The sequence below is a fragment of the Pseudomonas sp. ICMP 3272 genome, from assembly GCF_001466905.1.
GTDB classification, from domain to species: Bacteria; Pseudomonadota; Gammaproteobacteria; order Pseudomonadales; family Pseudomonadaceae; genus Aquipseudomonas; species Aquipseudomonas amygdali.
Map to the genome: position 1 here is coordinate 1 of NZ_LKEK01000048.1, position 13,751 is coordinate 13,751.

13 protein-coding genes and 3 pseudogenes are annotated in these 13,751 nt (G+C 56.8%); 14 read left to right on the plus strand and 2 right to left on the minus strand.

Features of this window, described 5'->3' with window-relative positions; genetic code table 11:
* Positions 1–32: 32 nt before the first annotated feature.
* From AO068_RS11600 to AO068_RS11620, 5 genes and pseudogenes are all read left to right on the plus strand, one after another.
* Positions 33–584 (plus strand): annotated as a pseudogene (locus tag AO068_RS11600) (hypothetical protein); the annotation flags it as partial.
* A 52-nt stretch (positions 585–636) separates the two neighbouring features.
* Positions 637–921 (plus strand): annotated as a pseudogene (locus AO068_RS11605) (permease); the annotation flags it as partial.
* A 92-nt stretch (positions 922–1,013) separates the two neighbouring features.
* Positions 1,014–1,301 (plus strand): annotated as a pseudogene (locus AO068_RS29240) (hypothetical protein); the annotation flags it as partial.
* A 165-nt stretch (positions 1,302–1,466) separates the two neighbouring features.
* Positions 1,467–2,210: a hypothetical protein gene (locus tag AO068_RS11615; protein ID WP_058408421.1), complete on the plus strand. Its 744-nt coding sequence runs from the start codon at positions 1,467–1,469 to the stop codon at positions 2,208–2,210.
* 56 nt (positions 2,211–2,266) lie between these two features.
* The gene (locus AO068_RS11620; RefSeq protein WP_058408422.1) at positions 2,267–2,842 is read left to right on the plus strand and encodes a GNAT family N-acetyltransferase; all 576 of its coding nucleotides are present in this window, start codon (positions 2,267–2,269) and stop codon (positions 2,840–2,842) included.
* A gap of 70 nt (positions 2,843–2,912) precedes the next feature.
* Here AO068_RS11620 and AO068_RS11625 read toward each other — a convergent pair whose 3' ends face one another.
* A complete protein-coding gene (locus AO068_RS11625; RefSeq protein WP_057403377.1) occupies positions 2,913–4,481 on the minus strand; it encodes a TerC family protein in 1,569 nt (522 codons plus the stop codon).
* A gap of 651 nt (positions 4,482–5,132) precedes the next feature.
* Here AO068_RS11625 and AO068_RS11630 point away from each other — a divergent pair.
* From AO068_RS11630 to AO068_RS11655, 6 genes are all read left to right on the plus strand, one after another.
* Entirely contained in the window at positions 5,133–5,414 is a 282-nt protein-coding gene (locus AO068_RS11630; RefSeq protein WP_002553776.1) for a hypothetical protein, read from the plus strand.
* Between the two features lie 150 nt (positions 5,415–5,564).
* The gene (locus AO068_RS11635; protein WP_002553777.1) at positions 5,565–5,906 is read left to right on the plus strand and encodes an FKBP-type peptidyl-prolyl cis-trans isomerase; all 342 of its coding nucleotides are present in this window, start codon (positions 5,565–5,567) and stop codon (positions 5,904–5,906) included.
* Positions 5,907–6,036: 130 nt separating this feature from the next.
* Positions 6,037–6,264 carry a hypothetical protein gene (locus AO068_RS11640; protein ID WP_002553778.1) on the plus strand — a complete coding sequence of 76 codons (228 nt, stop codon included), beginning with the start codon at positions 6,037–6,039 and terminating at the stop codon, positions 6,262–6,264.
* A gap of 50 nt (positions 6,265–6,314) precedes the next feature.
* A complete protein-coding gene (locus tag AO068_RS11645) occupies positions 6,315–7,019 on the plus strand; it encodes a YoaK family protein (protein ID WP_058408423.1) in 705 nt (234 codons plus the stop codon).
* Positions 7,020–7,084: 65 nt separating this feature from the next.
* Entirely contained in the window at positions 7,085–8,047 is a 963-nt protein-coding gene (locus tag AO068_RS11650; RefSeq protein ID WP_005783041.1) for a class I SAM-dependent methyltransferase, read from the plus strand.
* A 387-nt stretch (positions 8,048–8,434) separates the two neighbouring features.
* The gene (locus AO068_RS11655) at positions 8,435–9,958 is read left to right on the plus strand and encodes a methyl-accepting chemotaxis protein (protein ID WP_235592556.1); all 1,524 of its coding nucleotides are present in this window, start codon (positions 8,435–8,437) and stop codon (positions 9,956–9,958) included.
* Between the two features lie 14 nt (positions 9,959–9,972).
* Here AO068_RS11655 and AO068_RS11660 read toward each other — a convergent pair whose 3' ends face one another.
* The gene (locus AO068_RS11660) at positions 9,973–10,812 is read right to left on the minus strand and encodes an IclR family transcriptional regulator (RefSeq protein ID WP_058408425.1); all 840 of its coding nucleotides are present in this window, start codon (positions 10,810–10,812) and stop codon (positions 9,973–9,975) included.
* Positions 10,813–11,053: 241 nt separating this feature from the next.
* Here AO068_RS11660 and AO068_RS11665 point away from each other — a divergent pair, with 241 nt between their 5' ends.
* Genes AO068_RS11665 through AO068_RS11675 form a run of 3 tightly spaced genes read left to right on the plus strand, consistent with a single transcriptional unit; the run spans position 11,054 to position 13,749 of the window.
* Positions 11,054–12,082 carry an ABC transporter ATP-binding protein gene (locus AO068_RS11665; RefSeq protein WP_058408426.1) on the plus strand — a complete coding sequence of 343 codons (1,029 nt, stop codon included), beginning with the start codon at positions 11,054–11,056 and terminating at the stop codon, positions 12,080–12,082.
* On the plus strand, positions 12,079–12,951 hold the full coding sequence (locus tag AO068_RS11670) for an ABC transporter permease (RefSeq protein WP_058408427.1): 873 nt from the start codon (positions 12,079–12,081) through the stop codon (positions 12,949–12,951). Before AO068_RS11665 ends, AO068_RS11670 begins: the two co-directional genes overlap by 4 nt.
* Positions 12,952–12,954: 3 nt before the next feature.
* The gene (locus AO068_RS11675; RefSeq protein WP_058408428.1) at positions 12,955–13,749 is read left to right on the plus strand and encodes an ABC transporter permease; all 795 of its coding nucleotides are present in this window, start codon (positions 12,955–12,957) and stop codon (positions 13,747–13,749) included.
* The last annotated feature ends 2 nt before the right edge of the window (positions 13,750–13,751 follow it).

A 13,751-nucleotide genomic window follows, 5' to 3' on the forward strand; every position in this document is an offset into this window, starting at 1 on the left:
GGTCGGCATACATGCACCTCTAGCTACATGTTATGCCCGAACACAAAATTTCTGACAGTCTCCTAACCTGGAAAATTAAAACCCTCGCAAGGTCACCTAAAGAGATCATGATCACGCAGCTTGGATTTACGGCCTTCTATTTAATGGCAAGCTCACTTTTTATTTGGGTAGGCTGGGTAATGTTTTCAGACAGCCCGTCCTCCCTAGTGTGCGTAATACTCGCACTTGGAGGCCATCTTGCGTATTTCATAGGCCTGCTCATTCCGTCCTCCCTAGTGTGCGTAATACTCGCACTTGGAGGCCATCTTGCGTATTTCATAGGCCTGCTCATACGCCAAAAAACCATCTACAACTACACCATAAAAACCAACTGCGCCCACCTGGAGTACTACCTCCATTACCCCGACTTCGCCTCGTTCTTCTTCAAGGGCATTGCCATAGCCGTCATCCTGATATTCGTCTTCATAGCCGCCCTCACCGGCTCACTGCTCTTCCTGATCGGCCCGGCAGCCATGGCCTGTATTGCAGCCTTCAAGCTACTAAACTGGGAAAACCCCATTCACCATGAACAAAGCCTGCCTTGGANTCACTGCTCTTCCTGATCGGCCCGGCAGCCATGGCCTGTATTGCAGCCTNTCACTGCTCTTCCTGATCGGCCCGGCAGCCATGGCCTGTATCGCAGCCCTCAAGCTACTAAACTGGGAAAACCCCATTCACCATGAACAAAGCCTGCCTTGGAATGAGTACAACTTTGTAACCGTCGACCGTAAACGCCTCATGATCATCACGCACCGCACTGACGTCACGCTAGGCTTTGAGGCCCGTTTCCAGCACGAAGTACTGTTCAACAAATACCTGAGCTTTCTCCACACCGTGCTCCCCCCAACAACCGAGTTCACGGAAAAAGCCTGGAAATGGTAGTCCCGTTGCCGACCTCAATAAGCACTCCATTAAGGCCGCACAATGAGATCACTGATATTCATCCTATATGGCTACTCGCTTGCATAAACCAGCGGTTGCAGGACGAGATTCATCTGCGCTTCAAGTCCGGCAAAGCCATCGCCAAGCGCTGGATCGATGGACTGGGAGGGATTGCCGGGTCAATCACCTGGGGCGTGGTCATGCTCAATTTCATCAATACCGCGCTCACTTACCGGGACCTTACGCAGGATGGAGACTTCAGTGCCAAGGACATTGGCAAGGTTAGGTATGAACTGGGGTATAGCTTCAATCTGTTGATGGCGGTATTTGTTGAAGCGCCATGGAGCTTGATAAGGGATGCGGCGCCAGTGCTGATCGATGATCACCTTAAGGAGCCGGATCAGCAGAAGGCCGGCTACTTATTTCAGCTTGAACTGAACAGCAAGGGCCGGACGGCCGCCGACGCACTTAATACCATCGAGCTGGAAGTAAAATTGACAAGCCGGATCGACACCTTAACTATTTTAGTTGCGGAATAATACGACATGAGCAAGTATGAAGAACCAGAAACCCACATAAAGAAAAATGAAAATACAACAAGCAAGCTTCAGAAAGCTCAAGATAATACGCCGTATTTCATGGACAAAGAGAGCTTGAGCTGGTCAATAAAAACCATCGCAAGATCGCCAAAAGAAACCTTGCTGGCTGAGCTTGGGGTAATTTTCTTATGCGCCACAATGCTGATTTTTATTTTATGGGCAGGCTGGTGCTATTACTCAAAAGAACCAATGCATTCGTTATACCAAATAGTTACACTAACGGGCGCTGCAATTTACATTATAGCTCTGGGTGTTCGCCAAAAAACCATCTACAACTACACCATAAAAACCAACTGCGTCCACCTGGAGTACTACCTCCATTACCCCGACTTCGCCTCGTTCTTCTTCAAGGGCATTGCCATAGCCGTCATCCTGATATTTGTCTTCATAGCCGCCCTCACCGGCTCACTGCTCTTCCTGATCGGCCCGGCAGCCATGGCCTGTATCGCAGCCCTCAAGCTACTAAACTGGGAAAACCCCATTCATCATGAACAAAGCCTGCCCTGGGATGAGTACAACTTTGTAACCGTCGACCGTAAACGCCTCATGATCATCACGCACCGCACTGACGTCACGCTAGGCTTTGAGGCCCGTTTCCAGCACGAGGTACTATTCAACAAATACCTGAATTTTCTCCACACAGTGCTCCCCTCCACCGCCGAGTTCACCGAAAAAGCCTGGAAGTGGTAGCACACCCAAGCTAACGTACACGCCGGAATTCAAGCCATACCCACCAAGGCCCCACCATGATCCAGATCCGCCCCATGACCCCGGAAGACTTTGAGCGCTTCTGGCCCACCTTTCAGGCTGTCGTCATCGCTCAGGAAACCTACGCCTACGAACCTGACGTCACTCAGGAGCAGGCCCGCAGTCTGTGGATGGAGCTGCCGCTGCACACGCTGATTGCCGAGGAAGACGGCCAGCTGTTGGGCAGTTACTACTTGAAGGCCAATGCAGCGGGTCCGGGGAGTCATGTCTGCAATTGCGGCTATATGGTGACGGATGCGGCGCGGGGTCGTGGTGTAGCGCGGTTGATGTGCGAGCACTCGCAGCAACTGGCGCGCGACAGCGGTTTTTTGGCGATGCAGTTCAATTCGGTGGTGGCCAGCAATGAAGTAGCTGTCGCGCTGTGGGCCAAGCTGGGTTTCGAGACAGTCGGGCGTTTGCCCAAGGCTTATCGTCACGCCCGATTGGGGCTGGTGGATTGTCTGGTGATGTTCAAGTGGCTGGCTGATGCGCCGATGGCCAAAGAACCTGCGCAGCCCAAGCTGATCGGCCGCAAGAATATCGAATCTGTGGTGTCGCGTCCGCGTCGAAAGTAAGCGCGACGCACACATGAAAACGGGGCCTGCTCACCATGAGCAGGCCCCGTTTTTTATTACAGCTCCGTGCTTATTTGCCAGCCCCGACCTCAGGCTGTTTCTGCAACAACACCCGAGTTACCCGGCGCTCTTCCACGCCGACAACCTGAAGGTTCCAGCCCTGCCAGTCCAGGCTATCGCCGGTGGACGGCAGGCGATCCAGCAGGCTCATGACCAGTCCGGCGAGCGTCTGATAATCCTCGGTGGCCTTGGCCTGGAAGCCGGTGCGCTCGCGAATCAGGCTCAGGTTCAAGGCACCCGATACCACGAAGTCCTCGCCCTGCTTGACGATGTCCGGACCTTCCACTTCGCTGGCGTCCGGCAGTTGGCCAGCGATGGACTCCAGAATGTCGGTCATGCTCAGAACGCCGATGAAATCACCGAATTCGTTGACCACAAAGGCGATGTGCGTCGACTCCTTGCGCATCTGTTCCAGGGCATTGAGGATGCTGAAGCTTTCCAGCAGGTTGATTGCCTTGCGCGACATCAGCTTCAGGTCGGGCTCGTTGCCGGACAACAATTCCTTGAACAGCTCTTTCTTGTGCACGAAGCCCAACGGCTCATCGATGCCTCGCTCGCCAATCAACGGCAGACGCGAGTAGGACGAGTGCATCAGTTTCAGGCGGATTTTCTCGGCATCGTCTTTCAGGTCGATGTAGTCGATTTCGGCCCTCGGCGTCATCACCGTGCGAATCGGACGCTCTGCCAGTTGCAGTACGCCGCTGATCATCACCCGCTCACGACGGTCAAACACCGGCTCGCTGCTTTCGCCTTCCAGCATGTCGGTGATTTCCTCATCGACATCGCCAGACTCCAGCTTGCGACCGCCCAGTAGGCGCATCACCGCATGGGCAGCCCGCTCGCGACGCGGCAGGTGGCCATGAGCAGACTTCTTGCTGCGCTTGCGAGCGATCTGGTTGAACACCTCGATGAGGATCGAGAAACCGATGGCCGCATACAGATAGCCCTTGGGAATATGGAAACCCAGGCCCTCGGCGGTCAGGCTGAAACCAATCATCATCAGGAAGCCCAGACACAGCATGATCACTGTCGGGCGGCTGTTGACGAACTTGGTCAGCGGCTTGCTGGCAATCATCATCAGGCCGATGGAGAAGATCACAGCAATCATCATCACCGACAGGTGCTCAACCATGCCGACGGCCGTGATTACGGCGTCCAGCGAGAACACCGCGTCGAGTACCACAATCTGCGCAACGATGGGCCAGAACAACGCATAGCCTGCGTTACCGGCGCGCTGGGCAACATGGCCTTCCAGCCGTTCGTGCAGTTCCATGGTGGCCTTGAACAACAGGAACACACCACCAAACAGCATGATCAGGTCACGACCGGAGAACGTCTTGTCGAAGATCTCGAACAACGGCTCCGTCAGCGTCACCATCCAGGAGATGCTCGCCAGCAGGCCCAGGCGCATGATCAGTGCCAGCGACAGGCCGATGACGCGCGCCTTGTCGCGTTGTTCAGGGGGCAGTTTGTCCGCCAGAATGGCAATAAACACCAGGTTATCGATACCCAGCACCAGTTCCAGCACGATGAGGGTCAGCAGGCCAAGCCATGCCGTGGGGTCAGCGATCCATTCCATGGTAGTTATGCAGCCTCACGAGAAAAATGGCGGGAAAACTCATCGTTGGCCACAGCTGGCCACGCACTGCAATGAATTGCCATGCGCAAAGGTACCTTGCGACCATGCACAGGCATGTCGGGGCCATTACAATACGAGAGAGAGGGTAAACCGGCGTTCGAATCAAACGGCCTGCCTGGTGAATGGGATATCACTGGCCAGCCATCAGCGGTGAAGGGAAGGCAACTCGGAGGCTCCTGGAGGGTATTCATACGGTCCTGAAAATCAATACGGGCGTTGATCGTACAATACACACAACTGTTTCGTATTTTGTATAAGTATTACAAGACTTGACCAAAAGCACGGCGTATTCCTAAGCCTCGCTCAACCCGGAGCGACGTTTTGCCGCACCTCTAGGTACGACCAGTTGTCTGACAACGGCAGTGTCCGGGTAGATCACCCAAATCATTTGTTTTAAAATGTTGCAATAACGTCAGGCCTGCGCAGTGTCCAACGCGACTTGTGTGAATGCACGATCCCCTGCCCCCTGACCAGAATCATAAAAAGAAAGCCCGTCATAGACGGGCTTTTTTCGTTTTCAGCTTTTGTACCCCGATGCCGGTGAACGGTATCGCGGACGACCCGTTTCTTTTAACCTTTGAGGTGATTCCCATGCTGCGTATCGTCGTCGTTCATTTGTTCCAATGGCTCAAGCGCCTGTCGTCCGCGCTGTTCTTCCGCAGCGCCGAGGACAACTATTCCCGCAGCTTCACTCGGGAAAACGATGACGAAGGCCGCTGGACCTTTGTTTCAATCGTCATCGTTCTGACCCTCAGCCTTTACTGCCTGGCTGGCCTGGGTTACTACGCCAAGACCAATATCTGGGACGGTTTCACCCAGGAGCAGAAAGAGAATATCGCCCAGGCGATGGTGGTCAGTTCGCAGAATCTCTGACGAACGACACAATCGGAATACGACGGGGAAGCGAAAGCTTCCCCGTTTTCGTTTCGCCCGCTTGTCACAGGCATGCTTTTCTGCGAGAAAGCGCTGCGAAAATGCCCGCTCGCGCCATTCATTGAGCGCGCTTTAAACGGAAGCCTTGTAATGAGCAAAGAATTACAGATTACCGACCTGCATCCCGGCGAAGGCAAGGAAGCGGTCAAAGGTGCGCTGATCACCACGCATTACACCGGAACCCTCGAAGACGGCACTGTCTTTGATTCCTCTCACCAGCGTGGCAAGCCGTTTCAGTGCGTGATCGGCACCGGACGCGTTATCAAGGGCTGGGATCAGGGCCTTATGGGCATGAAGGTGGGCGGTAAACGCAAACTGTTCGTGCCTGCCCATCTGGCCTATGGCGACAGAACGATGGGCGCGCACATCAAGCCGGGTGCCGACCTGACGTTTGAAATAGAGCTGCTGGAAGTGCTGACCCGCGACGATTGAGCGAGCCGCCTTGCAGATCGCCTTGAATCGGCCGATAACCCTGGCTGACAGGCATAAGCCTGATTGCTTGTTATCGCGGAAAAAGCCATGCTCCGGGTATGGAATTCAAGGTCTTGGCACAGGAACACGTATGGCGCTCAATAAGTCGACTCAGGAGCTGAAGCGGCACTTGAAAGGGACAGCAACCAATCTGGAAAACACGGCGGAAGAAATTCTCAAACTCGCCTCACAAATGAAAGATGTCGACGTTACGGCAGTGCTGCAGATGGTCAACCGCCTTTACAGCGATGCCGATCAGCTCAAGGCCTATGCCGATGAGGTCAGGGCCAAGCGAATCGTACGCGCCAAGCCACTATGAACTGCTGAACCAACGATCAGACGCACTTCCATCGGTCCAGAGGGCCTTCGATGCTGCCACAGCCCGCCAGAATCAGCGCCAGCCCCAGGCACCTGCACATGCAGAAATGGCGGGGCCGGGTTGGAATGTGTCTGGTCGCAAGCCTGTCGGTACTGGCCGGCATGACCGATGCCATCGGTTTCATGGCGACCGGCGACTTCGTTTCGTTCATGAGTGGCAACACCACCCGGCTTGCCGTCGCGATCAGTGCCGGCGACCTGAGCGTGACCCTTCGCCTGGCGCTGGCCATCTTCGCCTTTATTGCCGGCAATGCGCTGGGTGTCGTCGTTGCGCGGCTTGGCGGTCGGCGCGCCCTGCCCCTGCTGCTGGGGATCGCCACGCTGCTGTGTGCCGCAGCCGCATGGCCGCTGGAAAGCAATATGCTCGCACTGATCTGGGCCATTCTGGCGATGGGCATGCTTAACGCCGCCGTGGAACAGGTCAACGGGCTGCCGGTCGGCCTGACCTACGTAACCGGCGCGCTGTCGCGTTTCGGGCGTGGCCTTGGCCGCTGGATACTGGGCGAGCGCCGGGAGGGCTGGCGCGTGCAACTGGTGCCGTGGGTTGGCATGTTCATCGGGGCGGTCATCGGCGCAATGCTTGAACAACGCCTGGGGCTCAATGCCCTGTTGGTCAGCGGCAGCCTGTCGGCATTGCTGGGGCTGGTTTCATTGAAAATCCCGCATCGCTGGCAACGCCAATACATGCCACGCTGAACCCTGCGATTCCCATCTGCTGAAATACGTTTACCATACGCCGCCTTTCATAACCGACCTTCGTCATGACCCCTGAAGCACTCGCCATCCTGCAACAGCATCTACTCGCCGCCCTGAACAACGTTCCGACTGAAACCCGCCGCCTGTTTCATGGCCGTGGTCGCGTATGGCCGGGGCTGGAGCACATTACCGTCGACTGGATGCAGGGCGTGGTGCTGGTCTCGCTGTTCAAAGAGCCTCTTGAGCCCGAACTGGCAGCTCTGACGCAGCTGTTGAACGAGTTGATCGAAACGCCGCAGTGGCAACAAAGTCAGGCCCATACCCTGTTGTTGCAACACCGCTATCTGCCGCAAAGCACTACGCAATGGCTGACCGGCGAGGTGGTCGATGAATGGGTGATCACCGAAAATGGCCTGCGTTATAAAGTCGATTTCGGCAAGAAGCAGAACAGCGGTCTGTTTCTGGACATGCGCTATGGCCGCGAATGGGTGCAGGCCCAGGCAAAGGGCAAGCGCATCCTGAACCTGTTCGCCTACACCTGCGGCTTCTCGGTCGCCGCCCTTGCCGGTGGTGCAGACCATGTAGTGAACCTGGACATGGCCCGCGCGGCATTGAATCGCGGTCGTGAGAATCACCGGCTCAATGATCAGGACCTGGGCCGGGTGACCTTTCTCGGGCATGACCTGTTCAAGTCATGGGCCAAAGTCACCCGCTCCGGCCCTTACGACCTGATCATCATTGACCCGCCGTCTTTCCAGAAAGGCAGCTTCATGCTCGACAAGGACTACCAGCGAGTCCTGCGCCGTCTGCCAGAGTTGCTGGATGAAGACGGTTCGGTGCTGGCATGCATGAACGATCCGGCGCTGGGGCCGGACTTTCTGATCCAGCACACGGCAATCGAGGCACCGTGCCTGCGCTTCGAACAACGCCTGGAGAACCCGCCGGAATTCCCGGATGCGCGGGTCGATGGCGGCCTGAAGGCTTTGGTGTTCAAGGCTGAAGGCTTGAGTCGGACAGGGTGGGCGTAAACCCTAAAGAATTTAGCCAGCGACGCGCGAGTATCGCTGGCTACCGTCAATGGAACAAGTAACGTTACGGGAAATGCGTTTACAAACTTTTCACATTCAAGAACAACCCTCACTATAAAAGTCTGACTATTGGCAAACTTTTTGTTTGTTTAACACTTCCTGAATGACGGATAAACTTTTTGTGTCAGACAGTAGTTTTTTCCAGTCCACAGCACTAGAGTGATATCAAGTCACCATCATTTGTAAGATGGCCCCCGCCATGAAGTGGTGACACAAAGGGGATCCATAATGCCAATAAGAAATATCGGATTGAACCTCAGGGCGTTTGTCAGCTTTGGCTTTATTTGCTTGCTGCTCGCTGGCCTGGGCATCAACGCACTGTTCAAAATGGAAGGGCTCCACCAGTCCGCCGAGCGGTTACAGAATGACTGGCTGCCCAGCGTGAGGCAGGCAGGCCGCATTAATACCGCAGGCCTGCTGTATCGCCTCGATGCTCGACGCTTCGTGATGGATGACGACAGACGGTCTTCCGAGTCCATGAACAAGCTGACCGGATTGAAAAATTCGTTACTGCAAGAAGCTGACACTTACGGCCCGCTGGTATCAAGCCCGGAAGAAGAGGAAGCCTATCGAAAAGTGAAGACTGATGCGTCGGCTTACATCGCCAAAATCGATGAACTGGTTGAACTTAGCAAGAACAAGTCCGATAGCGAATTATTCGCATTCATTCGCGATGTGACGAGCCCGCAAGCCAAGGCGTTACAAGCATCGATAGAAAAACTGATCGAAGTCAATATCAAAGGAGCCGAACAATCGGGGTTGGTGGCTAACAGGAATTATCAGAGCGGACTGACCGTGACCATGACGCTGATTATTCTCGCCATCATCATTACGTTGATTGTTGCCACCTTATTTACGCGCAGCATTGCAAAGCCGGTCAAGGCGCTACTCGACTCCACACGACGGATCGCCGAAGGTGATCTGCGCACGACTGTCGAAATCAACGGGGCAGACGAGCTGACCGAACTGCAAAAAGCCAGCGCAGCGATGCTCTCTAACCTCAAGGGCACCATTCAGCATATTTCCGATGCCTCAGGCCTGCTCGCCTCGGCCGCCGAAGAAATGAGCTCGATCACACAGGATTCCACACAGGGCATGCAGCGTCAGACCCAGGAAACCGAGCAGGCGGCCACGGCGGTCAACCAGATGACAGCCGCCATCGAAGAGGTCGCACGCAACGCTGTTGCGGCCTCTTCCTCTACCCAGGCCTGTGAAAAATCCGCGCAGACTGGCCAGGATTGCGTCGGCCAGACCATCACTGCGCTGGAAAAGCTCAGTCACACCGTGGACAGAACAGGCACAGAAGTAGAGGGCCTCGCCAATCAGGCTCAAAGCATCGCCAAGGTTGTGGACGTGATTCGCGCCATCGCCGAACAGACCAACCTGCTAGCGCTCAACGCCGCCATCGAAGCGGCGCGGGCTGGCGAACAGGGCCGCGGGTTTGCGGTGGTTGCCGATGAGGTCAGGGCGTTGGCACATCGCACGCAGACGTCTACCCAGGAAATAGAACAGATGATCCAGGGTATTCAGAAGAACTCCAATGAAGCCGTCCAGTCGATGAAGCAGAGCAATGCGGAAACCGACGCCACCTTGCTGATCGCCCAGCAGGCCGGGATTGCGATCAAGGACATCACCGCCTCGATCAGTCATATCAATGAACGCAACCTGATGATTGCGACAGCTTCTGAACAGCAAGCGCATGTTGCGCGGTCGGTCGACGAGAACCTGGTGAGCATTCGCGATCTGTCGGCGCAGAGCTCTTCGGCTTCCAGCCAGACCTCCACTGCCAGCCAGGAGCTGTCTCGCCTGGCTGTGGATCTCAACCGTATGGTGTCGAAGTTTTCAATCTGAGACGGACCTCTCCTTTACTCCGCCTGCCCAAATACCTGACTGGGCCGTCGCAGCGAAGGATCGAAGGGATTGATTCTGGCACTGATGGCCGTGGCTTCACGCTTGAGCAGTTCTACCACGGTCATCAGGCGATCAGGACCCAAGCGGTCGGAGATAGTTGCCACGCTGAGCGCTGCCACTGCCCGGCCGCTGCGGTCCAGGATCGGCACGGCCAGCCCGGCCATGCCCGGTAGCGCGCCGGTGTTGCGCCCGGCGTAGCCGAGGCGGCGCACGTTTTCGACCTCTGAACGCAGAAACACCTCGTCGTACAGGTGAAAATCCTTGAGCCGCGGCAGGTTGTAGGCAATCACCGTTTCCCGCTCGTCCTCGGGCAGAAAAGCGAGAATCGCCAGGCTGCCCTGCCCCACGCCCAACGCAACACGGCCACCAATGTCGCCGGTGAACGTGCGAATCGGGTACGGGCCCTCACTGCGGTCCAGACAGATCGCGTCAAAGCCACTGCGTGCCAGCAGAAACAGAGAGTCGCCAAGCGATGCAGACAGGCGTAACAGACTTGGGCGTACCACGTCGCGCAGATTGCCGGTGTTGCCCGCCTTGGCGGCCAGCGCAAAGAATTCGATGCTCAACCGATAGCGCTTGCTGAGCAGGTCCTGCTCGACCATGCCCTCATCCATCAGGCTGCGCAGCAAGCGGTGCGTGGTGGGTTGCGAGAGCCCGACACGTTGGGCGAGTTGCGTGACCCGCTCGCCGCCTTCGTCGCAATCGCCCAGGCAACGCAATACGGCGAACAGACGCGACACAGCGCCGACGCCCACTTCTGCAGAAGCAGTATTCCGATCAGTGGAATTATTCATGAATATATCTCGCTATTTTTCCACTAAAAGAATTAATTCAAAGAAAGATGTTATTCAGTGAAATTCCTTATTGAGCCCATCCTAGCCTTCGCCCTACTCTCAGTCCACAGGGGCGATTTGAACAATCATCGGTAGCCGACTCAGAGCGAGCACCAACGTCCACAGAACTGCATGACTTCATTTCGCATCTGCCCATGACAAACGCGTGCCTCGGCGCGCATGCACAAAGGTGGAAGCAGGCATGGCATTTCTGCAGCTCGAAGGTCTCTCCAAACGTTACGGCTCCATAGACGCGGTCGTTGCCACCAACCTGGCCGTCGACAAGGGCGAATTCGTTTCACTGCTCGGCCCTTCCGGCTGTGGCAAGACCACCACTCTGCAAATGATCGCCGGCTTCGTTGAAGTCAGTGACGGGCGCATAGTGCTCGACGGCCGCGACATTACCCATGCCAAGCCCAGCAGCCGGGGTCTGGGCGTTGTATTTCAGAGCTATGCATTGTTTCCGCACATGACCGTGGCCAACAACGTTGCGTTTGGCCTGCGCATGCGCAAGGTGCCTGCTGCCGAGCTGCAACAGCGTGTCACCCGGGTGCTGGAGCTGGTTCGTCTCGCTCAGCATGCCGAGCGCTACCCGCGCGAGCTGTCTGGTGGGCAACGGCAGCGGGTCGCGCTGGCCAGAGCCTTGGTGATCGAGCCGCCGGTGCTGCTTCTGGATGAACCGCTGTCCAACCTGGACGCCAACCTGCGCGAAGAGATGCAGTTCGAAATTCGCCGTATTCAGAATGAAGTGGGCATCACCACGCTGATGGTTACCCACGATCAGGCCGAAGCCCTGTCGATCAGTGATCGGGTAGTGGTCATGCAGGCCGGGCATATCACGCAGATCGACGAGCCCTACACACTCTACGAACACCCGCGCACGCGCTTTATCTCGGGGTTTGTCGGCAAAGCCAATATGCTGCAGGGTGACCCGGACAGCAGCGGCAACCCGCAGATCCGCCTGCTACCCGGCGATGGCACGCTGACCCTCAGCCTGCGTCCAGAAAAAATTGATCTGGTCGAACCCGGCTGCGGACGGCTGTCGGGACGTATCGTCACGCGTTACTTTCTCGGCAGCCAGTGGCTGTATCGCATTCAAACCGGCATCGGCGAAATAACCGTAGTGCGTCGCAACGACGGCCAGGCACCGCTGGAACAAGGTGCTGCGGTCGGCATGGATTGGCCAGCCGAATTGCTGCGCGTGCTGGACGCCGACGAGGTGCGCGCATGAGCCTGATGAGCGAAATGCGTCAGTGTAGCCGCGGTTATTGGCTGTCAGCCCCGGCACTGGCGTTGTATATCGGCTTGCTGGTGCTGCCGCTGGGCCTGACACTGCTGCTGTCGTTCAACGTGTTCGACTATCAGGTCGGGGTGAAAAGCGACAGCTATACGCTGGCCAACTATATGGCCGTTGTCACCGACTCGTATTTCTATGAAATCTTCCTGCGCACCTTCTGGATCAGCGCGCTGGTGACGTTGCTCTGCGTGCTGATCGGCGTGCCGGAGGCCTACATTCTGAGCCGCATGGGCACACCGTGGCGCTCGATCTTCCTGATTCTGATCCTCACGCCGCTGCTGATCTCGGTAGTGGTCCGGGCCTTCGGCTGGAGCCTGCTGCTGGGGGCAGACGGCCTGATCAATCAGGCCATCCAGTTCATGGGCGGTCGACCGGTGAAACTGCTGTACACCCCGTTCGCCGTGATCATCGCGCTGGTCCACGTCATGTTGCCGTTCATGATCATTCCGGTCTGGACATCGTTGCAAAAGCTCGACCCCACCGCAGAACAGGCCGCGCTGTCGCTGGGTGCCAGTCAGGCGAAAGTCATGCGCCTGATCGTCCTGCCGCAGATCATGCCCGGCGTGCTGTCCGGCTCGCTGATTGTTTTTGGCCTGGCCGCCAGTTCGTTTGCCATTCCCGGCCTGCTCGGTGGTCGACGTTTGAAGATGGTCGCCACGGTGATCTACGACCAGTACCTCTCGGAACTCAACTGGCCGATGGGCGCGACCCTGGCGGTGGCGCTGCTGCTGGTCAACCTGCTGGTCATGCTGTCCTGGAACCGCATGATCGAAGGCCGCTACAAAAAAACTCTGGGGGAATGATCCATGTCCAAGAACGGTCCTTTGGCCCTGTCGTTTCATGCGCTGGTAGTGATCTTCATGATGGCCCCGCTGGTGGTGGTGTGCCTGGTGGCGTTTACCCCGGAAAACACCCTGAGCCTGCCCACTACCGACTTCTCGCTGCGCTGGTTCAGGGCGGTGTTCGAACGCGCCGACTTTATCGACTCGTTCTACAACAGTCTGATTCTGGCGTTTGTATCCGCAACGCTGGCGACGTTGATCGCGGTGCCTGCTGCGCTGGCGATCACCCGGCATACATTTCCGGGCCGCAACTTTTTCAATGCGCTGTTTCTTTCGCCGATCATCATTCCGCACCTGGTGCTGGGGGTGGCGATGCTGCGCCTGTTTGCGCTGATGGGCGTAAACGGCAGCTTCACCTGGCTGATCTTCGCCCACGTGCTGGTCATCACGCCTTACGTACTGCGTCTGGTGCTGGCGGCGGCGATCGGTATCGACCGCAGCGCCGAACACGCCGCCGAGTCATTGGGGGCCAACCGTTTCACCCTGTTTCGGCAGATCACCCTGCCGATGATCCTGCCCGGCGTGGCAGGCGGCTGGTTGCTGGCGTTCATCAACAGCTTCGATGAAGTCACGCTGTCGATCTTCGTCACCTCGCCTGCTACCCAGACCCTGCCGGTGCGCATGTACGTTTACGCCACCGAATCCATCGACCCGATGATGGCCGCCGTATCGGCACTGGTCATCGCCCTCACCGCCGCCACCATGATCCTGCTCGACCGGGTCTATGGGCTGGACCGGGTGCTGGTCGGCAAACACTGATC

What these genes read in the sequence shown, in the direction of transcription:
- AO068_RS11625 (WP_057403377.1), bottom strand. Translation starts at nt 4,481, where the DNA reads ATGGAATGGATCGCTGACCCCACGGCATGGCTTGGCCTGCTGACCCTC.
- AO068_RS11615 (WP_058408421.1), top strand. Translation starts at nt 1,467, where the DNA reads ATGAGCAAGTATGAAGAACCAGAAACCCACATAAAGAAAAATGAAAAT.
- AO068_RS11620 (WP_058408422.1), top strand. Translation starts at nt 2,267, where the DNA reads ATGATCCAGATCCGCCCCATGACCCCGGAAGACTTTGAGCGCTTCTGG.
- AO068_RS11650 (WP_005783041.1), top strand. Translation starts at nt 7,085, where the DNA reads ATGACCCCTGAAGCACTCGCCATCCTGCAACAGCATCTACTCGCCGCC.
- AO068_RS11645 (WP_058408423.1), top strand. Translation starts at nt 6,315, where the DNA reads ATGCTGCCACAGCCCGCCAGAATCAGCGCCAGCCCCAGGCACCTGCAC.
- AO068_RS11665 (WP_058408426.1), top strand. Translation starts at nt 11,054, where the DNA reads ATGGCATTTCTGCAGCTCGAAGGTCTCTCCAAACGTTACGGCTCCATA.
- AO068_RS11660 (WP_058408425.1), bottom strand. Translation starts at nt 10,812, where the DNA reads ATGAATAATTCCACTGATCGGAATACTGCTTCTGCAGAAGTGGGCGTC.
- AO068_RS11630 (WP_002553776.1), top strand. Translation starts at nt 5,133, where the DNA reads ATGCTGCGTATCGTCGTCGTTCATTTGTTCCAATGGCTCAAGCGCCTG.
- AO068_RS11670 (WP_058408427.1), top strand. Translation starts at nt 12,079, where the DNA reads ATGAGCCTGATGAGCGAAATGCGTCAGTGTAGCCGCGGTTATTGGCTG.
- AO068_RS11640 (WP_002553778.1), top strand. Translation starts at nt 6,037, where the DNA reads ATGGCGCTCAATAAGTCGACTCAGGAGCTGAAGCGGCACTTGAAAGGG.
- AO068_RS11655 (WP_235592556.1), top strand. Translation starts at nt 8,435, where the DNA reads ATGGAAGGGCTCCACCAGTCCGCCGAGCGGTTACAGAATGACTGGCTG.
- AO068_RS11675 (WP_058408428.1), top strand. Translation starts at nt 12,955, where the DNA reads ATGTCCAAGAACGGTCCTTTGGCCCTGTCGTTTCATGCGCTGGTAGTG.
- AO068_RS11635 (WP_002553777.1), top strand. Translation starts at nt 5,565, where the DNA reads ATGAGCAAAGAATTACAGATTACCGACCTGCATCCCGGCGAAGGCAAG.